This window comes from Clostridium sp. (assembly GCF_050717535.1).
GTDB lineage: Bacteria > Bacillota > Clostridia > Clostridiales > Clostridiaceae > Clostridium_AD.
Window position 1 is genome coordinate 73,505 of sequence record NZ_JBOITM010000028.1, and the last position, 22,310, is coordinate 95,814.

Annotated in this window: 22 protein-coding genes; 19 read left to right on the top strand and 3 right to left on the bottom strand. The window is 30.7% G+C overall.

Annotated features, from left to right (window positions below):
* The first annotated feature begins 27 nt into the window (after positions 1-27).
* From recG to ACREVU_RS05205, 4 genes are all read left to right on the top strand, one after another.
* Positions 28-2,100, top strand: coding sequence for an ATP-dependent DNA helicase RecG (gene recG / locus ACREVU_RS05190; protein WP_431550557.1), 2,073 nt, complete (start codon positions 28-30; stop codon positions 2,098-2,100).
* A 75-nt stretch (positions 2,101-2,175) separates the two neighbouring features.
* Complete coding sequence (gene rsmD / locus ACREVU_RS05195) at positions 2,176-2,739, top strand: 16S rRNA (guanine(966)-N(2))-methyltransferase RsmD (RefSeq protein ID WP_431550558.1); 564 nt, start codon at positions 2,176-2,178, stop codon at positions 2,737-2,739.
* 40 nt (positions 2,740-2,779) lie between these two features.
* Positions 2,780-3,271, top strand: a complete 492-nt coding sequence (gene coaD, locus ACREVU_RS05200) for a pantetheine-phosphate adenylyltransferase (protein ID WP_431550559.1) — start codon at positions 2,780-2,782, stop codon at positions 3,269-3,271.
* Positions 3,272-3,280: 9 nt separating this feature from the next.
* Positions 3,281-3,805: an ATPase gene (locus ACREVU_RS05205; protein WP_431550560.1), complete on the top strand. Its 525-nt coding sequence runs from the start codon at positions 3,281-3,283 to the stop codon at positions 3,803-3,805.
* On the opposite strand, the gene spoVV is transcribed toward ACREVU_RS05205, so the two are convergent.
* Both spoVV and ACREVU_RS05215 read right to left on the bottom strand, forming a co-directional pair.
* Positions 3,788-4,963: a dipicolinic acid transporter SpoVV gene (spoVV, locus tag ACREVU_RS05210; RefSeq protein WP_431550561.1), complete on the bottom strand. Its 1,176-nt coding sequence runs from the start codon at positions 4,961-4,963 to the stop codon at positions 3,788-3,790. The two genes, ACREVU_RS05205 and spoVV, sit on opposite strands and share 18 nt — an antisense overlap.
* 126 nt (positions 4,964-5,089) lie before the next feature.
* Positions 5,090-6,313 carry a nucleotidyltransferase gene (locus ACREVU_RS05215; protein ID WP_431550562.1) on the bottom strand — a complete coding sequence of 408 codons (1,224 nt, stop codon included), beginning with the start codon at positions 6,311-6,313 and terminating at the stop codon, positions 5,090-5,092.
* Positions 6,314-6,586: 273 nt separating this feature from the next.
* Here ACREVU_RS05215 and pta point away from each other — a divergent pair, with 273 nt between their 5' ends.
* Complete coding sequence (gene pta, locus ACREVU_RS05220) at positions 6,587-7,588, top strand: phosphate acetyltransferase (RefSeq protein WP_431550563.1); 1,002 nt, start codon at positions 6,587-6,589, stop codon at positions 7,586-7,588.
* Between the two features lie 47 nt (positions 7,589-7,635).
* Positions 7,636-8,829 carry an acetate/propionate family kinase gene (locus ACREVU_RS05225; RefSeq protein WP_431550564.1) on the top strand — a complete coding sequence of 398 codons (1,194 nt, stop codon included), beginning with the start codon at positions 7,636-7,638 and terminating at the stop codon, positions 8,827-8,829.
* A gap of 179 nt (positions 8,830-9,008) precedes the next feature.
* On the opposite strand, the gene ACREVU_RS05230 is transcribed toward ACREVU_RS05225, so the two are convergent.
* Positions 9,009-10,382 (bottom strand): ISNCY family transposase, encoded by a 1,374-nt coding sequence (locus ACREVU_RS05230; RefSeq protein WP_431550565.1) that lies wholly within the window; start codon positions 10,380-10,382, stop codon positions 9,009-9,011.
* Positions 10,383-10,711: 329 nt separating this feature from the next.
* Between ACREVU_RS05230 and ACREVU_RS05235 the strand changes: the two genes are divergently transcribed.
* From ACREVU_RS05235 to ACREVU_RS05295, 13 genes are all read left to right on the top strand, one after another.
* Positions 10,712-11,212: a YceD family protein gene (locus ACREVU_RS05235; RefSeq protein ID WP_431550664.1), complete on the top strand. Its 501-nt coding sequence runs from the start codon at positions 10,712-10,714 to the stop codon at positions 11,210-11,212.
* A gap of 12 nt (positions 11,213-11,224) precedes the next feature.
* Complete coding sequence (rpmF, locus tag ACREVU_RS05240) at positions 11,225-11,410, top strand: 50S ribosomal protein L32 (protein ID WP_164955732.1); 186 nt, start codon at positions 11,225-11,227, stop codon at positions 11,408-11,410.
* A 155-nt stretch (positions 11,411-11,565) separates the two neighbouring features.
* A complete protein-coding gene (plsX, locus tag ACREVU_RS05245) occupies positions 11,566-12,585 on the top strand; it encodes a phosphate acyltransferase PlsX (RefSeq protein ID WP_431550566.1) in 1,020 nt (339 codons plus the stop codon).
* Between the two features lie 47 nt (positions 12,586-12,632).
* Positions 12,633-12,866: an acyl carrier protein gene (gene acpP, locus ACREVU_RS05250; protein ID WP_431550665.1), complete on the top strand. Its 234-nt coding sequence runs from the start codon at positions 12,633-12,635 to the stop codon at positions 12,864-12,866.
* Between the two features lie 213 nt (positions 12,867-13,079).
* Entirely contained in the window at positions 13,080-13,778 is a 699-nt protein-coding gene (gene rnc, locus ACREVU_RS05255) for a ribonuclease III (protein WP_431550567.1), read from the top strand.
* Positions 13,771-14,862: an elongator complex protein 3 gene (locus ACREVU_RS05260; protein ID WP_431550568.1), complete on the top strand. Its 1,092-nt coding sequence runs from the start codon at positions 13,771-13,773 to the stop codon at positions 14,860-14,862. The genes rnc and ACREVU_RS05260 overlap by 8 nt, the downstream gene beginning before the upstream one ends.
* Before the next feature lie 64 nt (positions 14,863-14,926).
* The gene (locus ACREVU_RS05265) at positions 14,927-15,187 is read left to right on the top strand and encodes a stage V sporulation protein S (protein WP_216158700.1); all 261 of its coding nucleotides are present in this window, start codon (positions 14,927-14,929) and stop codon (positions 15,185-15,187) included.
* A 264-nt stretch (positions 15,188-15,451) separates the two neighbouring features.
* Complete coding sequence (gene smc, locus ACREVU_RS05270) at positions 15,452-19,006, top strand: chromosome segregation protein SMC (protein WP_431550569.1); 3,555 nt, start codon at positions 15,452-15,454, stop codon at positions 19,004-19,006.
* Positions 19,007-19,023: 17 nt separating this feature from the next.
* Positions 19,024-19,935 (top strand): signal recognition particle-docking protein FtsY, encoded by a 912-nt coding sequence (gene ftsY, locus ACREVU_RS05275; protein WP_431550570.1) that lies wholly within the window; start codon positions 19,024-19,026, stop codon positions 19,933-19,935.
* 110 nt (positions 19,936-20,045) lie between these two features.
* Positions 20,046-20,393 (top strand): putative DNA-binding protein, encoded by a 348-nt coding sequence (locus tag ACREVU_RS05280; RefSeq protein ID WP_431550571.1) that lies wholly within the window; start codon positions 20,046-20,048, stop codon positions 20,391-20,393.
* Between the two features lie 10 nt (positions 20,394-20,403).
* Positions 20,404-21,753: a signal recognition particle protein gene (ffh, locus tag ACREVU_RS05285; protein WP_431550572.1), complete on the top strand. Its 1,350-nt coding sequence runs from the start codon at positions 20,404-20,406 to the stop codon at positions 21,751-21,753.
* 43 nt (positions 21,754-21,796) lie between these two features.
* Complete coding sequence (gene rpsP, locus ACREVU_RS05290; RefSeq protein WP_216158710.1) at positions 21,797-22,039, top strand: 30S ribosomal protein S16; 243 nt, start codon at positions 21,797-21,799, stop codon at positions 22,037-22,039.
* A gap of 34 nt (positions 22,040-22,073) precedes the next feature.
* Positions 22,074-22,301: a KH domain-containing protein gene (locus ACREVU_RS05295; protein WP_124999039.1), complete on the top strand. Its 228-nt coding sequence runs from the start codon at positions 22,074-22,076 to the stop codon at positions 22,299-22,301.
* Positions 22,302-22,310 lie beyond the last annotated feature (9 nt).

The window sequence follows — 22,310 nt, forward strand, 5'->3', positions numbered from 1 at the left end:
TAAAAAATTAGATTTGGAGTGGTATTAGTGGATATTTATAGTGATATAAAATATATAAAGGGTGTTGGACCTAAAATGGCAGAAACTTTGAATCTGTGTGGAATTTTTAACGTATTAGATCTATTGCTATATTTTCCACGAGATTATGAACAAATATCTGCTGGAAAAAGCATTCTAGAATGTGCAGAAGGTGAAAAGATTATTATAGAATGTAATGTTTTAAGTATATTAAGGGACCTTAGATTAAAGAATAATAAAACCCTTTCTACCATAGTCTTTTGCCAGGGTGAAACTGAATTTAAAGGTAAATGGTTTAATCAAACTTATGCAAAAAATAGCTTTAAAATTTCCAATAAATATATTATCACAGGCAAAGTTAATAAGTTTAAGGGTGAAATTACAATGATGAATCCTAAAATAGTAAAAAATACCTCCATGGATACTGAAGATTCGATTGACACAAATACATCAATGGATACAAACAAAATTATTGCAACCTATCCACTTAAAAATAATATTACAAATAATTTTTTTAATAAGATTATATCCGATGTGCTGTGTAATATTGAAATAACAGAGAATTTACCTAAATGGATCTTGGAAAAATACGGTTTTTGTTCTTTGAATGTTGCTATTCGAAATATACATAGTCCTAAAAATTTAGAACTTCTAAATGCATCAAAGAAGAGACTTAAATTTCAAGAGTTATTTACATATTCATTAAAAATACTAATGTTAAAAGAGTTTATAAAAGCTCATAATGAAGGTATTCAATTTAAAATAGCTCCAGAACTTACAACCTTAAAGGGAAAACTTCCCTATGAGCTTACAAAGGCACAAAGTAAAGTTGTAAGGGAAATTCTAATAGATCAAAAGAAAGATAAAGGTATGAATAGGTTACTACAAGGGGATGTTGGAAGCGGCAAAACTATAGTTGCTATAATTACAATGTTTAATGTGGTTAAAAATGGTTATCAAGCAGCCATGATGGCTCCAACTGAGATATTAGCAAAACAACATTATGAAGAAATACAAAAAGTATTAAAGGATTTTCCGCTTACAATACAACTATTGTGTGGAAGTACATCACTTAAAAACAAAGAATTAATTAAAAGGGAGTTAAAAGAAGGAACTATTGATATTATTATTGGGACTCATGCACTTATAGAAGATAATGTAGAATTTAAAAACGTAGGTATGATTGTTACTGACGAGCAGCATCGTTTTGGAGTGTCGCAAAGAAATAGATTTTCTAATAAAGGTAAAAATATTGATATTCTTGTAATGACTGCCACACCTATTCCAAGAACACTATCACTATATTTATATGGAGATTTAGACGTATCTATTATAGATGAATTGCCACCAGGAAGGCAGAATATTGACACAAGCTATGAAAATATGGACTCAAGTAAAAAAGTCTATGAATTTGCTTTGAATGAAATAAAAAAGGGAAGACAAGTTTACATAGTTTGCCCACTTGTGGAAGAAAATGAAGAAATGAATTTAACTTCAGTGCAGGAGCTTTATGAAAAATTGAAAGAAGAGCATTTTAGTTCCATAGAAATAGGAATGGTATATGGTAAAATGCCTAGTAAACAAAAAAATGAAATCATGGACAAATTTAAAGCAGGAGAAATTAAAGCGCTAATTGCAACTACAGTAATTGAAGTTGGTGTAAATGTACCTAATGCTACAGTTATGATAATTGAAAACTCTGAAAGGTTTGGACTTGCACAACTTCATCAACTTAGAGGAAGGGTCGGAAGAGGGGTTCATAAGTCTTATTGTATTCTACTTGCTAACATAACAAATAAGATAGTGAGAAAAAGATTAGAAGTACTGATAAAAAGCAACGATGGCTTTTTTATTGCTGAAGAGGATTTGAAAAATAGAGGTGCTGGAGAATTGTTCGGATTTAAGCAATCTGGGGAAACAGGTCTGCTTTTAGCGGATGTAATCGAAGATTTTAACATCCTAAAACTAGCAAATAGTGAAGCTAAGCAGTTAATAAAAAGTGATAATATTGAAGATGTAAAGGTAAAAAATGAAATATTAAAAAAAATAGATCAAAGTTCTAATTACATTTGTTTTAATTAGGAAAAAATATCTTTGTATATATTGCATTTATATGATAAAATATTATCGAAACTGGCTAGATGGAGGAATAAACATATGAGAATTATTGCAGGAAGTGCACGAGGAAGAAAGTTGTTGTCCCCTGTTGGGATGGGAACGCGGCCTACATTAGATAGAATAAAAGAATCAATATTTAATATAATACAAGACAGAACAAGAAATGCGGTAGTGGTAGATATGTTTTCAGGTACTGGTAGCTTAGGTCTTGAGGCAGCAAGTAGGGGAGCTACAGCATGTTATCTAATTGATATGGGCGATACTACCTTTGAGATGTTAGAAAAGAATGTAGAAAATTTAAAGTTTACTGATAAATGTAAATGCTTCAAAGGAGACACATATAAGTTTATGCAACAATTTGCAGATGAAAAAATTGTGTTTGATTTGATTTTTATAGATCCACCATATGCTAAAGATATGATCCCACCTGCTATTGAAATTATTGCAGCGAATAGACTTTTAAGAGAAGACGGAATGATTGTTTGTAAAATAGATACTTCAGAAGAGATATACGAAGGGAATTCTATTATTCAACTTTCTAATTCGAGAAAATATGGAAACACAACTGTATTGTTTTACGAATATAAGGGGACTAATAATTAAAAATTATTAGTTAGCCTAAAGAAAGACATGGAGGAGTATCATGGAGAGAGCAATCTGCCCTGGAAGTTTTGATCCAATAACAAATGGACATTTAGATATTATTGAGAGGGCTTCTAAAGTTTTTGACGAACTAGTTGTAGGAGTACTTGTTAACCCAGAGAAAGAAGGTCTCTTCACTGTAGATGAGAGAGTAGAACAAATAAGAAAAATAGTGAGAAATATGCCTAATGTAAAAGTTAAAAAGTTTAGTGGGCTACTTGTTGACCTAATGAATAAAGAGGGTGCTGGAGTCATTGTAAAAGGACTGAGAGCTGTTTCAGATTTTGAATATGAGTTTCAAATGGCCTCAATGAATAATAAATTGGATCCAAGTAAGGAAACAATGTTTATGATGACAAAAGCAGAGTATTGCTATCTTAGTTCATCATCAGTTAAGCAGGTGGCAATGTTTGGGGGTTGTATTAAAGGATTAGTACCTGAAGAGATTATTCCAGATATTATGAGTAAAATGAGGAAAATTAATTCTAAATAGGGGGGAAATATGGATATTATTAAGCTTTTAGAATATCTTCAAGAGATTATTGAAAGTTCATCTAAAATACCCGTTACAGGAAAGGCAGTTATAAATAAAAGAGAAATATTGGATATAATTGATCAAATTATAAATCATTTACCGGATGAGTTTAAAAAGGCTCAGTGGATTTGTGATGAGAAAGAACGAATTCTTGTTGATGCAAAAAAACAAGCTAAGATTTTTGAAGAAGAGACTATTGACAAAATAAGAAGAAGAGTTGAAAAGCAAGATCTAGTTAAAGAGGCACAAACAAGAGCTGAAGAAATTATAGCTTCAGCTCAGAGAGATTCTAAAATTATGAGACTAGGTGCTAAAGACTATGCTGATGAAATATTATCTCAATTAGATAAAGAGATTGAATTAAAAGGTCAACAAATGCTTCATAAGATTAAAAGTGATGTTCAAACATTCTTAATATCTCTACAAGAAGAGGTTAGTGATACTACAACTTCGATAAGAGAAAATGTAAAAGAATTAAGAAGTATGAAATAGCTTTATTATATTTGTAAAAAATATTGGAATAATTAAAATTATTAATATTGTAAGGTATAAATTATTGCTCTTATAGGAACTTGTGTTATTAAAGGTGAAGACGGAAGCGGTCTGCTCAAAAACATAATATAGAATTAATGTTAAAACTCCGGAAATTAAACCTTGAATAAATTTTCCAGTGATATACTTTTTTAAAGAAACTGCATATTTATAGGTATAGCTGTAAACTTGAGAAATTATAGATAAACCGCTAAAAGCAATTAAAAAGCTTAAAATTGGAAGTTTTACATATAAATTTGAATTGCTAGAAGCTATTAAGTAGCATCCATTAGTTACTTCTAGCATCCCCAGTAATAAACCCTCTATGAAGTTTATAGAAGGACCAATAATTAGAGAGAGCTTATCAAGGGCAATGTGAAATATCACATTGTCTTTAATTATTCCTGTTATTACAGAGAATATTACTACAAAGCCACCTATATTTAAGGAGTTTTTAAGAGCATCTTCAATACTGTTTTTTAATACTATACCAATATTGCTTGTGGAGGTTGTTTTTGAAGAAATTTCATTCTTTTTTTTTATTTTAAATGGAGGATTTTTAGCGGGAATAATAAATCCCATAAATAAGCAGGATAGCATATTAGATAGCAATAATATATAACCAATTTTAGCATCTGACATCATAGATGCACCTACTGCCCCTACAATAAACAGTGGACTAGAGTTAGAAGCTATATTTAACAATCTTTCGCAAGTATTTAAGTCAATTATGTTTTTTTCATACAATTCACAAGTATATTTTGCGCCCAAGGGATAACCGCATAGTAAACTGACTAACAATGCAAAGTTGCATTCTTTTGGCAGCTTTAAGGGTCTACAAATAAAATTGCCTAATAATTTAGAATAAATATTAATGCCATCGTAGCTAATTATAATATTTATTACAACTAAAAAAGGGAAAAGAGAAGGAAAAACAGAATTGAAAAATAATCTAGCGCCAGATAGAGTATATTGGATACACATATTTGGTGTTAATATTATTTGAAGAATAACTAGGGAACACAGTATTGTTATTCCGTAATTTATATTTAAAGATTTAAATAATTTAAATAGTAAGAAAATTATGAAAAACAATAATATAATTAATAGAAAATTCAATTTCAAACTCCTTTTAAAGTACTACTGTATTAATATATTTAAATATATTTAAACTTATGTATTGGAGGGGTTAATTATAAGTAAAATTAAAGCTATTATCTATATATGAGATACTAGCTTTTACTTTCACTTTACAATTATTGGGGATATCAAATGATCGCTATTTGGATTTATACTGCTATTTAGTATGCTATAAGCTCTTGTAGACTGGATATCTAATAGTAAGGTGTCATTGCACTCTTTAGGAAGTTTAGTAATAAGTGGGATACTGCTATTTGACTTTATAGATTTTAGAATTGACCTTCCATTAGAGTTAAATCCTAAAACATGAGCATACGGACAAGGCATTGCTCTTAAAGTCTTACTATCAAAGCTATCAAATCCTATAAAGTATTGACATAATATTCTACTAATTCGGGTATAGGTATATCTTTTGCTTTTAATAGCTTCCATTGTAGCGTTGTAGCTTAGATTATTTTGCACGGATTTAATAATTCTATTATCAAGACCCTCGGATACATCTGGTAAATTAACTAATGAGTTTTTTGATGTAATGGATTTATGTTTTATGTATGGAAACATTGAATCTTCAAAGGGAAATTCATAATTTTTTGAGTGTAAATTTAAGAGCTCAGTTAGAACAGAACTAGGAACGTGACCTTCTAGTTTCGCTATGGATCCATTTTCTTTGATGAATTTTCTTATAGCTGTGGCACTTGAAAATTTATTATGCAATATATCACTATTATACATTGCACCTTTTCTTTTTAATGTGTATGGTTTAATGGTGCTATTCAATTTAATTAAACTTTTACAATACTCAATACCCAATATATTATTAGAGGAATTCAAAAAATCATCTAATAATAAGTTTGATATGTTATTGTTTGAATTTATTAAATAATCATAAAGTGCTTTGGCTCTGGCAAGGGGGTAAACAATACCTTCCGATAAATAAGATTTTAATAGTGATTTAAATTCAATGGGTTCATTAACAAGTATTTTGGAAATATTATATATATCACTACTATCACCATGTTCGCTACCAAAACAAATATTATTTACTATTCCCAGGCTGTTTAAAAGACTAACAGCACCGGAGGAAAAAAATTCTGCCGATGATACACTGTAGATAGCTGGTAACTCTATTACTAAATCCACTCCACTACTTAAGGCCATTTTAGTTTTTGTCCATTTGTCTATAATAGATGGAATTCCACGTTGAGAAAAATTTCCGCTCATAACGCAAATTAAGGCATCGCAATTTGTGAGCTGCTTGGTTTTATTAATGTGATATAAGTGCCCGTTATGTAATGGGTTATATTCTACGATTATACCTGAAATATTCATTAAATCACCTCCTGATAGTTTATATAAATATAAATTTTTATTAAAAATTGATTAAAGTTTTGATTATTTAGATATATTATATAATATAAAGTAAATAAAAGCATATATATTTGTATGTTAAAAAGAAAAGAGTGAAAATTATGAATATATAATGTATAAGATTTATATCAGATTTTGCTGTTTTAGGTTGAAATGTATAGGGATAATGGAGTATATTGTTAGTGTGTATTATTAATGTGTATAAGTTGATAATAACTGAAAGGGGAAATAAAAATGAAATTCATAGAGAAAATATGTAAGATGGCACAAGCAGATAAAAAAACAATAGTACTTCCAGAAGGCGAAGAAGAAAGAACTATAAAAGCTAGTGAAATTATCAAAAATGATTCAATAGCTGAGGTAATATTATTAGGCGATAAAACTGTAATAAATGCAAAAGCAAAGAAACTTGGAGTTAATATTTCTGGAATAGAAATCGTGAATCCTAAAACTTCTGAAAAAACGGATAGCTATGCAAAGGCATTTTATGAACTAAGAAAGCACAAGGGAATGACACTAGAAAAAGCAGCAGAGACATTGCAAGATCCGCTTTATTTTGGAACAATGATGGTTAAAATGGAGGGCGCTGATGGTTTAGTATCAGGAGCAGTACATACTACAGGAGATTTATTAAGACCTGGAATGCAAATTATTAAAACAGCACCAGGAATTAAGGTTGTTTCAAGTTTCTTTATAATGGAATTGCCTACTAGTGAATATGGAGAAGACGGACTACTTTTATTTGCAGATTGTGCTGTTAATCCAAACCCTAATGCAGAGGAATTAGCATCGATAGCAATAAGCACTGCAGAAAATGCAAAAGCACTATGTAATTTTGAACCTAAGGTTGCAATGTTATCTTTTTCAACTATGGGAAGTGCAAAGCATGAATTAGTTGATAAAGTATCAAAAGCTACTGAAATTGCAAAAAATGCTAGACCAGATTTACAAATTGATGGAGAACTTCAACTAGACGCAGCTATAGTAGCATCTGTAGCGAAACAAAAGGCACCTAGCAGTACTGTAGCTGGAAAAGCAAATGTTTTAGTGTTCCCAGATTTGCAATCAGGAAATATTGGATATAAATTAGTACAAAGATTTGCTGGAGCTGAGGCTATTGGACCAGTATGTCAAGGATTCGCTAAGCCAATAAATGATTTATCAAGGGGTTGCAGCGTACAAGACATAGTTAATGTTGTTGCTGTAACTGCAGTTCAAGCTCAAATTCAAAAATAGAATTATATTTTAAGTATTAAAAGATAAAGTCTAGGGAGGCATATTTAATGAAAATATTAGTTATAAACTGTGGAAGTTCATCATTAAAGTATCAATTAATCAACATGGAAAATGAAGGGTGTTTAGCACTGGGACTGGTAGAAAGAATAGGAATAGAAGGATCAATATTAACTCAAAAGGTTAATGGAAATAAATATATTATTGAGCAGCCTATGAAAGACCACACAGATGCTATTAGATTAGTGCTTGGTGCACTTGTTGATGCTGAGCATGGTGTTATTGCGGATTTATCAGAAATAGGTGCTGTAGGGCATAGAATAGTTCATGGCGGAGAAAAATATGCTAGTTCAGTTATGATTAATGATGAAGTAATGAAGAACTTAGAAGAATGTGCAAAACTTGCACCATTACATAATCCTGCTAATATAATTGGAATTAATGCTTGTAAAGCATTAATGCCCAATACACCTATGGTAGCTGTATTTGATACTGCATTCCATCAAACAATGCCAGAGGTTGCGTATATATACCCACTTCCATATGAACTATATACTAATAATGGTGTAAGAAAATATGGATTCCATGGTACATCGCATAAATATGTTTCAGATAGAGCTGCAGAAATGATGGGTAAAGACATTAAAGATTTAAAATTAATAACTTGTCACCTAGGAAATGGGGCAAGTGTTACAGCAGTGCAAAATGGTAAATCAGTAGAAACAAGTATGGGATTTACTCCACTTGAAGGAATAGCTATGGGAACAAGATGCGGAAGTATAGACCCGGCTATATTAACGTATGTAATGAATGAATTAAACTTAACAATTGATGAAGTAAGTGATTTAATGAACAAGGAGTCAGGAGTACTTGGAATATCTGGAATTAGCAGTGACTTTAGAGATATAGAAAAAGCTGCATGGGAAGATGGAAATCATAGAGCTCAGTTGGCACTTGATATATTTACTTATAAGGTTAAAAAATTCATAGGATCCTATGCTGCAGTAATGGGTGGAGTAGATGCAATTGTATTTACTGCAGGACTTGGTGAAAACTCTCCAGAAACAAGAGAAGACATATGTAGTGGATTAGAATTTTTGGGAGCAGTTTTAGATAAATCAAAGAATAAAGTAAGAGGAAAAGCAGTAGAAATAAGTACAGATGAGTCTAAAACTAAAATATTTGTTATACCAACAAATGAGGAATTAGTAATCGCAAGAGACACGCAGGCCTTAGTAAAATAAAATTATTGCTAGTTTTTATGATAAATAATTCTGTCAAGCATTTTTGAAAATGTCCCAATAAAAGTTAAACATTAGCACCAGTTTTTCTGGTGCTTTTACTTTATAATCCACTTTATTTATGGGTTCAATTAATAAACCTCGAGTTATCTTTCAAGAATAAAAATTGTAATATTAATTTTTTAAGCCACTTGTTCTTTCCGGTGAGCCTGCTTTTTAAGAAATTTTTCGAAAGAAGCCTGTTTCCACGGATGGCTCATAGGTGGAATATATCGTTTTTTTGGTTTCTGCGGAGCAGCTGTGTAATCAAAGTTTTTTGATGATAATGCATGTTTTGGCAAAAGATCTAATCCATATATGGTCTCGTTCACACAGAAATATAATTCACTGTCTAAAGCTCGTATAACCGTTCCGCTAGTTCCTTTGCGATAATGAACGGGATATCCATTACTGTCAATTGGAAGATAGTAATTCTTATTAAATTTAATGCAACTTCCATTATCAACTTTTCTACTGGCTAATACAGCAAGTGTAAGATTGATTTTTTCAGAATCTGGTTGTGTTTCAAACACAGATTTGTTATTATCAATAGGTAAAGCAAATTGCTGATTGAATTTCTTTATGTAGGAGTTTAGAAATTCATTCGCTAGGGTAATCGTATTTACACCAGCTAGGCGCATTTCAAGGGGTAGGCGAGACTGTAAGGTTTGAAACATTCTTTCTACGCGTCCTTTGGCTTGTGCGACACTGCTGGTTTGTATTTCTATCCCAAGCTGTTTGCAAGCATAACCGAATTGAGTAAAAGTATCTTCTTCAACCGAAGGAGATTTCTTTTGCTTGTATTCAAATACGGTACGTCTGTCAGTTAAAAACATGTATGGGATACCATAATCAACAAGAACCTGTTGTAGAACATGATAATAGCCATTCAGAGTTTCCTGTTCGTCGAAGTATGCACCTACAATAGAACCCGTACAATCATCTACCGCGATATGTAGCTGGCTTTTCCCAGTACCAAACCAAGGATGAAGAGAAGCATCCATCTGAAGCATTTCACCAGCATAGGCACATCTGGGACGTCTTGGATGTGCATCTTCTGCATTAAGGATCGCTAATTGTATTTCATTTACTTTCTTTTTTAACTTAGTTGATTTAGCTAATTCTTTTAATTGAACTTTGACCCTTTTTCTAGTAGAACGGTTCGCCTTAGGAGACAGGATGAATTCCTGCATAAGGATAGAATGAACTGTGCTGGTTGATATATGAATGTTATCGTGTTCTGCCAAAAGTTCAGTAAAGTGAGTAAAGTTAGCTTCTGAGTTATACTTTGTGCGATACAAATCAATAATATTTTGCTTTGTATTTTCATCAAGTGTGTGGACTGGTTTTCTACCACGATTGCCATGTACAAAGAATGCCTTCCCTTCCTTCTTATAACCCGCTATCATACGGTTAACATGCCGTTTAGAGCAATTGATTGTGAGAGCAGCTCTTTTCTTATTTCCATTTGTATCAACTACCTTTTTAATGATTTCATATTTTTCGTTTTCTTCCATAGTTAAAATCACCTTTCTAATTATTCCCACCTCATTTCTTGTCATGAGGTATAGTATACTATAAATTTTGAAATTTGGGACATATTCAAATGTGGTTCACTAAGACATTATCATAAATCAATCATATTGCTAGTTTTTATGATAAATAATTCTTGACTTTTTACTGTATTGTTTATATAATAGTCTGTGTTTGATGTAAGTAAAAAACAATTTAGTTAGGAGGGACGCAGAAGCTTTGCTCGAGCTGTATAATTCTTTTTATACAAGGTATAAGGATCTTCTTTATATGAGGAAAATTGAATGAAATTTAGTTTTTCAGAGTGAATAGTATGGTAATAGATGTTTCAGAACTATTTAGCAATAAAAAAATGAGAAAAAAAATTCAATTAGATTTAGAGAAAGATAAGTTTTTCTATGATAATGAATTTATACAATTTTCAAAACCAGTTAAGTTAGATTTGATTTTAAAGCCCAGTGGTGATGAAGTAGATTTAATTGGAAGTATGGAGACAGAGCTATTACTTACTTGTTCTAGGTGTCTTGAGGTATTTCCACATTCAATAAATATTCAATTGAATGAAAAAATGTCGAAAACTCTAAAGAGTGAAGATGAGGATATTATTTTTATTAATAATGATAGATTAGATTTAGATGAGATTATTGAAAATAATATCATCTCTATGTTGCCTATAAAAAGAATTTGTAATGAAGATTGTAAAGGATTATGCCAACATTGTGGAATTAATCTAAATCAAAGTACATGTAAATGTGCTATTGATGATGTTGATCCAAGGTTGGCAAAATTAAAAGAAGTGTTTTTAACCGATTAAGGAGGTGTTACAATGGGAAATCCAGCTAGAAAATTTTCTAAAGGTAGAAGAGATTCTCGAAGAGCGCAAACATTTAAACTTGGTTTACCAGGAATAGTTGAGTGCCCTCAGTGCCACGATATGAAACTTGCTCACAGAGTATGTAAAAACTGTGGTTATTACAAAAATAGAGAAGTTATTGTTATGGAACCAAAATAAAAAGAAAGTCGAAAGACTTTCTTTTTATTTTTTAATGTAATAAAATAAAATTATATTCAATTCTAATATTAATAATACTAGAAATATTTGCTCTAAATAGTATATAATATAAATAAATATAAAAAGCATAGGCAAATTTAAAGTGAGGGTTTGAAATGGTAGTTGTTGTAGATGGTATGGGTGGAGATTTTTCTCCAAGTGCTGTGGTTGAAGGTTGTGTTGCTGCAATAAAAGAGTATGATATAGATATATTAATAACTGGTAATGAAGACTTGATTCGCCAGGAATTAAAGAAGTATACATATGATTCTAATAAAATAAAAATTGTTGATGCCAGTGAAGTGATTAGTACAAGTGAACATCCGGTAATGGCTATTAAGCGTAAAAAAGATTCAAGCCTTGTAAAAGCACTGAATCTTGTTAAAAGTGGAGATGCTGATGCAATAATTTCAGCTGGAAGTACAGGAGCTTTTTTAGCTGGCTGCACCCTTATAGTAGGCAGAATAAAAGGCATAGATAGACCAGCCTTGGCTCCTATAATGCCAGGTAAGAAAGGACCTTTTATGATAATTGACTGTGGAGCAAATGCAGAATGTAAGCCCCATTATTTAGTGCAATTTGGACTCATGGGGAAAACTTATTTTGAAAATATTTTAAAAGTAGATAATCCCACAGTTGGTCTTGTGAATATAGGGACTGAAGAGGAAAAGGGCAATGAACTTTCTAAAGCTGCTCATAAACTACTAAATCAAGCAAACTTAAATTTTGTGGGTAATGTGGAAGCTAGAGAAATTCCAAGTGGAGAAACAAACATTTTGGTATGTGACGGGTTTGTAGGAAATGTAATTTTAAAATTATATGAAGGGGCTGCTTTTAATATATTTGATATATTAAAAACTGGGATAATGAGCTCCTTTAGAACTAAACTGGGGGGAATACTACTAAAACCAGTGTTTAAAAAATTGAAAAGTGATTTTGATTATAAAGAGTATGGTGGAGCTGCTTTCCTAGGAGTAAATGGTATTTGTATAAAAGCTCATGGAAGTTCAGATGGTAAAGCTTTTAAAAATGCAATCAAACAGGCTACAATATTCTATGATAATAAGGTTGTAGAAAAATTAAAATTAGAAATTGAGAAATTATCACAGCAAGAAAAAAGAACAAATGACAATTAGACATAGTTGTTGTTGTTTAGCATAGAAAAATGTAAGGAGGTGAAGATATTATGTTTGAAAAAATAAGAGCTACTATAGCATCACAATTAAGTATAGATGAAGACGAAATAAAAATGGAATCATCTTTTATGAATAATTTAGGCGCTGACTCTCTTGATATTGTAGAGCTAATCATGGCACTAGAAGAAGAGTACGAAATAGAAATTCCTGATGAAGATGTTGAAAAAATTGTCACTGTTGCTGATGTAGTAGAATATATTAAAGCACACACTGAAGCATAATATAAGGCTCCGCATTACTGCGGGCCTTTAGCTTTTTCAAGCTTATTTTTGAATTTATTATAAAAAGTAGGATCTAAATACTAGTTCTAGCATTATTAAGTAAACTGAATAATAAACTTGAAATTTTATTACAAAGTAAATTTATAGACAATAATAAGTATAGCAAATGATAAAAATATTTAAATAAACATTCTAAAAGGAGTAATGATTATTATGTGTAATATAAAATTGCAGGAGCTTGAGAGTGAACTAGGACTTAATTTTAGTGATAAAGAACTATTAAAAACTGCAATAACCCACAGCTCCTATGCAAATCAGAAAAAGAAGGTTGAATTCAATGAGAGACTTGAGTTTTTAGGGGATGCTGTATTACAACTTGTAATATCGGAATATCTATATACAAATTTTATGCAGGAGTATGAGGGATTTTTAACTAAAATTAGATCTTTGATTGTGTGCGAAAATTCACTGTGTGATATTGCAAACGGTTGGAAACTTGGGAATTACATGAATATGAGTAAAGGTGAGGAAATAACTGGAGGCAGAAATAGAGTTTCAATATTAGCTGATTGTGTTGAAGCGGTAATTGCTGCTATATATTTGGATAAAGGAATAGAATATTCTAAGCTATTTATACTTGATAATTTTAAGGTAATCATTGAGAAAGCAATTAGTAATGAGATAATTTTGGATTATAAGACCAAATTTCAAGAAATATTGCAGCAAAATGGTGAAGTGCATATTTGCTATGAACTTGTGAAATTTGATGGCCCACCGCATAAAAGAAAATTTTTCGTTAATGTATTAATAGATGGTTCTGTAAAAGGTTCAGGGCATGGTTACAGTAAAAAAGAAGCAGAACAAAATGCAGCTAGAGAAGCTATAGTTAATCAGGAGGGTTTGCATGAGTAATTTGCATTATATTATTCCTATATTTGTTCCACATGAAGGTTGTCCACATGAGTGTGTGTTTTGCAATCAAAATAGTATAACAGGCACCAGCGAAAAAGTTAATGCCGGGTATGTGGAGACAACAGTAAATGAATATTTAAAAACAATAAATAATGATGAGGCTATTATTGAGGTATCATTTTTTGGAGGAACCTTCACAGCTATAAAAACAGAAAAACAGATAGAACTTTTAACTGTTGCTAAGAGGTTTAAAGATGAAAACAAAATAAAATTCATTAGGTTATCTACAAGGCCTGATTATATCGATGATAGTGTACTTATCAATCTTAAAAAATACTCTGTAGATATTATAGAACTAGGAGTTCAATCATTAGACAATGAGGTGTTATTAAAATCAGGAAGAGGTCATACTGCAAAGGATGTGGAAAAGGCTTCAAAGCTTATAAAGCGATATGGGTTTACCTTAGGACTTCAGGTTATGTTAGGGCTTCCGGGAGATAATATAAATAAAGATATAGAAACAGCTAAAGGTGTTATTGCTCTTAAGCCTGATAATTGTCGAATATATCCTGCTCTTGTAATTAAAGATACACCTATGGAGAAAATGTATGTAAATCAGCTATTCAAACCTTATTCATTAAATGAAGCAGTAAATATAAGCAAAGTTATTTACAGTATGATGGTAGCAAACAAAATAAATGTGATTAGAATAGGATTACAACCAACTGCTGAAATTTCAGAAGGACATGATTTAATTGCAGGACCATTTCATCCAGCATTTAGAGAATTAGTTGAAGGAAGTATATATAATGATTTATTATATGATCTTATCTTAAATGATTTTAAAAATGATATTAATAGCAAAAGGGCTTTAGTGAGATTAAATCCAAAAGATATTTCAAAACTTTATGCTAATGGAAAAAGCTTTTTTAATGACATGAAAAAACAAATTAATACAATTTCAATAGAAGTATTTCAAGACATTACAATTGAGCGTGGAAGCATTAGTGTATGCATAAGCGAAAAATGTATTATTATGACCATATATGAATATGTGTGTGCAAAATATAAAGAAGGAATTTAATTTACTATATAGAATATAGTGTCTATAGTATTTGTAATAACGAACGCAGTAGGGGGTAATAATAATGGACGTATTAAAAGTATCAGCAAATTCACAACCTAAATCCGTAGCGGGAGCATTAGCTGCAGCATTAAGAGGTAACTCAATTGCAGAATTACAAGCTGTAGGGGCAGGGGCTGTTAATCAAGCGGTAAAAGCTATTGCTATTACTAGAGGGTTTGTTGCACCGAATGGTATTGACTTAGTAGTAATTCCTGCTTTTGTGGAAATATCCATAGATGGTGAAAAAAGAACAGCTATTAAATTTATAGTTGAGCCAAGATAAAAAAACCGTGCATGCACGGTTTTCTTAATTAATTGATACTTTTATAATTAATTGATATTTTCATGTGAATGCTATAAACTATATAATAGAGAAAAATATACAATAGAGAAAAACAGATTATTATATAAACTAAAATATGAGGTGAATTATGAATAGGAAAAAGAGAGATAAAATGCAAATGATATTAATTTATGCAATAGTAGTGATTTTTACTTTAAGTTTTGTATTACCAATGTTATTCCGCTAAAATAGGAGAGTGTTTCCATGTTCTTAAAATCTATTGAAATAAGAGGCTTTAAATCCTTTGCAGATAAAACAGAGTTAACATTTAAAAAGGGTATTACAGCAGTAGTTGGACCTAATGGTAGTGGCAAAAGTAATATATCTGATGCTGTTAGATGGGTGCTTGGAGAGCAAAGTGTAAAAAATCTAAGAGGAGATAAGATGGAAGATGTTATATTTGCAGGCACGCAGTTCAGGAAACCAGTTAGCCTAGCACAGGTATCTTTAACTTTGGATAATAGTGATTGTGAATTAGATATTGATTATTCTAATGTGGCTATATCCAGAAGATTGTATAGGTCAGGAGAAAGTGAATATTTAATAAACAATACATCCTGTAGGTTAAAAGATGTTCAACAACTTTTTATGGATACAGGTATAGGTAAAGAGGGATACTCTATTATAGGACAAGGCAAAATTGATGCTATTTTAAGTGGAAAAACTGAAGAAAGAAGAAAATTATTTGAAGAAGCTGCAGGAATTGTAAAGTTTAAGAGTAGAAAAGAAGAAGCAGGTAAAAGATTAGATAGTACCCAGCAGAATCTTATTAGAATAGAAGATATTTTGAGCACTTATGAAGAACGATTGGAACCACTAATGAAAGAAAGTGAAAAGGCGAAGAAATTTTTAAAATATTTTGAAGAATTAAAGGGTAAAGAAGTTAGCCTTATTATTGATTCTATTAATAAAGTTGAAGAGAAAATTAAAACCACACATGAACAATGTGATAAATTAAATGTGGAAGTTGTAAGTGTTACTGAGGAAAAAAGGCAGTTGAAGAGTGCTGTTGAATATTGGAACAGTGAATTTGAAAAATTTGAAAATAAAAATCAAGAAGAGAAACAATTATATTATAATAATAAGATAATTTACCAAAAAAGTGTTTCAGAGATAAATATTCTAAATGAAAGAATAGAGAATTTAGTTAAACTCATAGATAAAACATCAAATGAGAGTCATACCACATATGAAAAACTATTAGAATTTAAAAATAATCGTCATGTATTAGAGAATTCACTAAGTAATACAAAAAATACACAAATAGAAATAGAAGAAAAAATCAATGCTGAAGAGTTAAAAATAGAAAAAATTCAAGAAAATGTAGCAGTTGAAAGTGATGAAGTTGAAACTCTTAAGGTTGAAGAACAAAAGAATATTGAGGGAACTAGTACAATTGCTAATAGATTATTAATTTTAAACAATAACATAGATGGTGCCAGTAAAAGAATAGATGCCTTAAAAGATACTATTGAAAACTATTCTAATTTAATGAAAAACAACATAATTAAAAAAACAGAATTTGAAAACAAAATGAGTGAGTTTAAAAATAAGATCTTTAATTGTGAAAGTGCTCTTAAAGAAAATAAAGAGAAAATTAATAAACTTCAAAAGGACTTAATTAGCAATGAAACAACCATGAGAAATTGTAATTATAAAATTAATAAAACTGAAGCTAATTTTAATGTGCTTACTAGTTTAGAAAGAAAACATGAAGGCTATAATAAATCAGTAAAAAATTTAATGCAACATATTAGTGAAGGTAAGGTAGGTAACATTAAAGAGTGTTTTGTACTTGGAGAAATTATAAAAGTTGAAAAGACACTAGAAGTAGCTATAGAAATTGCATTAGGTGGTACTATATCACACATAATAACGAAGAATGAAGCTGTAGCTAAAACACTAATTGTTTATTTGAAGGCAAATAGCTTAGGAAGAGCAACGTTTTTGCCATTAAATATTATTAAGGGGAAAAACATTTCAATTGACAATGGAACTAAAAATCATCCTGGATTTGTTGGAATTGCAAATGATCTAATAGGTTATGAGGATAAGTTTAAAGAAGTTATCTCATTTATTCTTGGTAGAACTATTATATGTAGGGATATGGATTCGGCTCTTCAAATTTCTAAAAGCAATAATTATAGATATAAAATTGTTACATTATCAGGAGAGGTTATAAACCTTGGTGGATCTTTAACTGGTGGAAGTATTTATTCAAAGACTTCAAGTATAATTGGGAGAAAAAGAGAAATTAAAGAATTGGGTATAGATTTGAATTCCTTAAAAAATGAATCACTTATTTACTTAGAAAAAATAAAACAAATTAAAACTGAAATTGCGTGTTTAGATCATAAAAACACAGAATTAGTGGAGGATGCTCATTTCCAAAACATTGAAAAGACGAAGATGGAAGCTAAAATAAGTGCAGTAGAGTATGAAACAAGTAGATTGAAAAATAATGTTACTACTTTAAGCGGTGAAAAATTGTCGGAAGAGATAAAACTTAAATTCGACAATAAGGAAATAGAGGAAAAAAATACATCCGTGGATAAATTAACATTGGAAAAAGAGAAAATACTGGCAACTCTTACTAAAGTTCAATTTAAATTAAAAGATAAATTACAAGAGATTGAGAATATAAAAGAATTAATTATTGATGCTAAGATAAAAAAAGCACAGATTGATGAAATTATAAATAATAAGGACTTTGAAATTCAAAGGATAGATGAAGAGATGACAGTGCAAGGCGAAAAAATCATCATATTTTCTAAAGAAATAGAAGAAGCTATGAATAATAAAAAAAGAAGCGCTGGCGAAATATTAATTCAGAAAGAAAAATCAAATGAAATAAAGAAAAGTTTAGAAAAAATGGAAAAGTGCTTTGAAGATAATGAAATTCAAAGAATTAAAATTAAACAAAAAATAAAAATTAGCATAGAAGGACTAGATAATGTTTCATTAATAGTAGAAAAAAGTGAAAAAGATTTGTATAAATATGAATTAGCCTTTGCAAAGGTAGGAATGGAAAAAGATACTTACTACCAAAAATTGAATGAGGACTTTGAATTAACATATGCAGAAGCATTGCAATTTAAAAATGAAATAGAGGATATTGATAAGCTGAAAAGTGAAATAGCAACTTTAAAAGGTGCTATATCAATGCTTGGTAAAGTTAATGTAGGTGCTATTGAAGAGTATAAAGAGGTCAAAGAAAAATTTACTTTTATGGATGATCAAAAGGAAGATTTAGTGTTAGCTAAAAATGAGTTAACAACAGTAATATCTGAAATGACTAAAAAAATGAAGGAGATATTTGCAGAAAACTTTGAAATATTAAGACGAAATTTTCACGAAACTTTCATAGAATTATTTAAAGGTGGAAGTGCGGATCTGATACTTACCGAAGGCGATGAACTTACATCTAAAATTGATATTAATGTACAACCACCAGGAAAAAAACTCCAAAATATAAGCCTTATGTCTGGAGGAGAAAAAGTTTTATCTGCAATCGCTTTATTATTTGCTATTTTAAAGATGAAACCAACTCCGTTTTGCATTTTAGACGAAATTGAGGCGGCCCTTGACGATGCGAATGTGGTTCGATATGCTGAATTCTTAAAAAAATTCTCTGATAATGTTCAGTTTATTATAATAACTCATAGAAAAGGAACTATGGAAGCTAGTGATGTTCTATATGGGGTTACCATGGAAGAAAAAGGAGTATCGAAAATAGTGTCTGTAGATTTTAATAAGTAAAAAAAGGAGAATTAGAAATGTTTGGAGAATTTTTTGATAAGTTAAAAGGCGGATTAGCAAAAACTAGGAATAGCATAACAGAAAAAGTTAGTGAAGTATTAAACTTAGCCATTACAATTGATGATGAATTATATGAGGAACTAGAAGAAATATTAATTACAGCAGATATAGGTGTAGGGACATCTATTGATGTCATTGAAAAACTCAAAATTGTGGTAAAGCAAAATAAAATAAAAGATCCAACAGAGATTAGACCTTGTTTAAAAGAAGTTCTCATTGACGTATTAGATTGCGATAAAAATCCAATGAAGCCTAATAGTTTACCAAAGGTGATTTTAATAATTGGAGTTAATGGAGTTGGTAAAACTACTTCTATTGGTAAAATTGCTGCAAATCTAAAATCAGAAAAATATAAAGTGCTAATTGCTGCAGCGGATACATTTAGAGCAGGAGCAATTGAACAGCTTGAGGTATGGAGCAGTAGAGCAGGTGTAGACCTTATAAAACATCAGGAGGGATCTGACCCTGCTGCAGTAGTTTTCGATGCTGTTCAAGCAGCAAAAGCAAGGAAAGCTGATGTCTTAATTTGTGATACGGCTGGTAGACTTCATAATAAAAAAAATCTTATGGAGGAACTTTCAAAGATAAATAGGGTAATTAATCGGGAATATAGTGAGGCTTATTTGGAGACTTTACTAGTGCTTGATGCTACAACAGGCCAGAATGGTGTAGAACAAGCTAAGCAATTTATGGCAATATGTCCTATAGACGGTATAATACTAACTAAATTAGACGGCACTGCAAAAGGTGGAGTTGTAATATCGATAAAAAAACAGTTAAATATACCAGTTAAATATATAGGCGTTGGAGAAGGAATAGATGATTTACAAGAGTTTAATGCAAGAGATTTTGTAGAGGCATTATTTTAAAATGTTTGCTTGGGATACTGGGTTATATAAAAAAATTAGCCTGTTAAGTAAAATTACTTGACACTGTATTCAAAGTCTGATATTATATGACTTGTGAGCAGGGTGATGAAATGGAAAAAAGATTTGAAATTTCCCTATTGTTTGATTTTTATGGTGAATTGCTTACTGAAAAACAAAGAAATATTATGGATTTGTATTTTAATAATGATTTGTCTTTATCAGAAATAGCAGAAATAAATAATACTAGTAGGCAAGCTACTTATGATACCATTAAAACATGCGAAAAAATGCTTTTAGTATATGAGGAAAAATTAAAATTATCAGAAAAAGACATTAAACTAAAAGGAACAATAAAAAAAATAATATTGGAATTAGATAACTTACAAACAAACGTAAAAGATGAAAAAATGAATCAACTTATATATGATATAAAGACTCAAATTATCGAAAAAATTTAGGAGGTTTATTATGGCTTTTGAAGGGTTATCTTCTAAGTTACAGGATACCATTAAAAAATTAAAAGGTAAGGGTAAGCTTTCTGAAAAAGATATTAAAGAGGCTATGAGAGAAGTAAAACTAGCATTACTGGAAGCCGATGTCAATTATAAAGTAGTTAAGGATTTTATAAAAAATGTTAGCGAAAAGTGTTTAGGCAATGGGGTATTAGAAAGCTTAACTCCAGGTCAACAGGTTATTAAAATTGTTAATGACGAGTTGACTAATTTAATGGGTAATTCAGAAAGTAAATTAGAGTTTTCAATAAAAGGATTAACGGTTATAATGCTGGTGGGTCTTCAAGGCGCTGGTAAAACTACAATGGGTGGAAAACTTGCACTAATGCTTAAAAAGAAAAATAAAAAACCGCTTTTAGTTGCTTGTGATGTATATAGGCCGGCTGCAATTAAACAATTGCAAGTAGTAGGAAAACAAATTGATATTCCGGTATTTACTATGGGAGACAAAGTGAGCCCTGTAGATATAGCAAAAGCATCTATAGCCTTTGCCAAGGAAAATGGTAACAATGTAGTAATAATAGATACAGCAGGAAGACTTCATATAGATGAAACACTAATGGAAGAACTTCAAAATATAAAATCTAGTGTGCAGCCAAGCGAAATAATGTTAGTTGTAGATTCAATGACAGGCCAAGATGCAGTTAATGTAGCTGATAGTTTTAATTCACAGCTAGATATAACTGGGGTAATATTGACTAAATTGGATGGAGATACAAGAGGTGGTGCTGCACTATCTATTAAAGCTATAACTGGCAAACCTATAAAATTTGTTGGTATTGGTGAAAAAATGAACGATTTAGAAGTCTTCTACCCAGAGAGAATGGCATCAAGAATACTTGGCATGGGTGATGTTCTTTCTTTGATTGAAAAAGCACAACAGTCTATAGATGAAAAAGAAGCAAAGGAACTTGGTAATAGAATGCTTTCTCAAGAATTTAATCTAGAAGACTATTTAGCAATGATTCAACAAATGAAAAAATTAGGACCCTTGGATAAATTAATTGAAATGATGCCAGGTGCTAATAAAAAAGAATTGCAGGGTGTAGACCTCTCTAAAAGTGAAAAAGATATGGGAAAAGTTGAAGCCATTATAAAATCAATGACAACTTCAGAAAGAAAACATCCTAGTATAATTGCTAACAATTCTTCTAGAAAAAAAAGAATTGCTAACGGTTCGGGTACTTTGGTACAGCAAGTAAATAAGCTTTTAAAAGATTTTGAGATGGCGAAGAAGTTCATGAAGCAAGCAAAAGGTTTCCAAAAACCTGGTAAAAAAGGTATGTTTGGTAAAATGCCTTTTTAATAAAAAAATTGATTATTAACTAAATTTAAGGAGGTGATATTACATGGCAGTTAAAATAAGATTAAAAAGAATGGGTGCTAAACATGCTCCATTTTATAGAGTAGTGGTTGCAGATTCAAGAGCGCCTAGAGACGGAAAGTTTATTGAAGAAATAGGATACTACAATCCAACAACAGAGCCAACAACTATTAAAATTGATGTTGAAAAAGCAGCTAGTTGGATAAAGAATGGTGCACAACCTTCTGATACAGTTAAAAGATTACTTAATAAAATAGCAGTCAACTAGAAAAGTTTGTAAGTAATGAATGGAGGAGTTTTCCATGAAACAATTACTTGAAGTATTGGCAAAGTCTTTAGTTGATAAACCGGAAATGGTAGTAGTAAATGAAGTAGCCCATGAGCATACTGTAGTTCTTGAATTATCAGTTGCCCATGAGGATATGGGAAAAGTTATAGGCAAACAAGGTAGAATAGCTAAAGCTATTAGAACTGTTGTAAAGGCAGCTGCTGTTAAAGAAAACAAAAAAGTAGTTGTTGAAATTAAGTAAGAGTTAGGC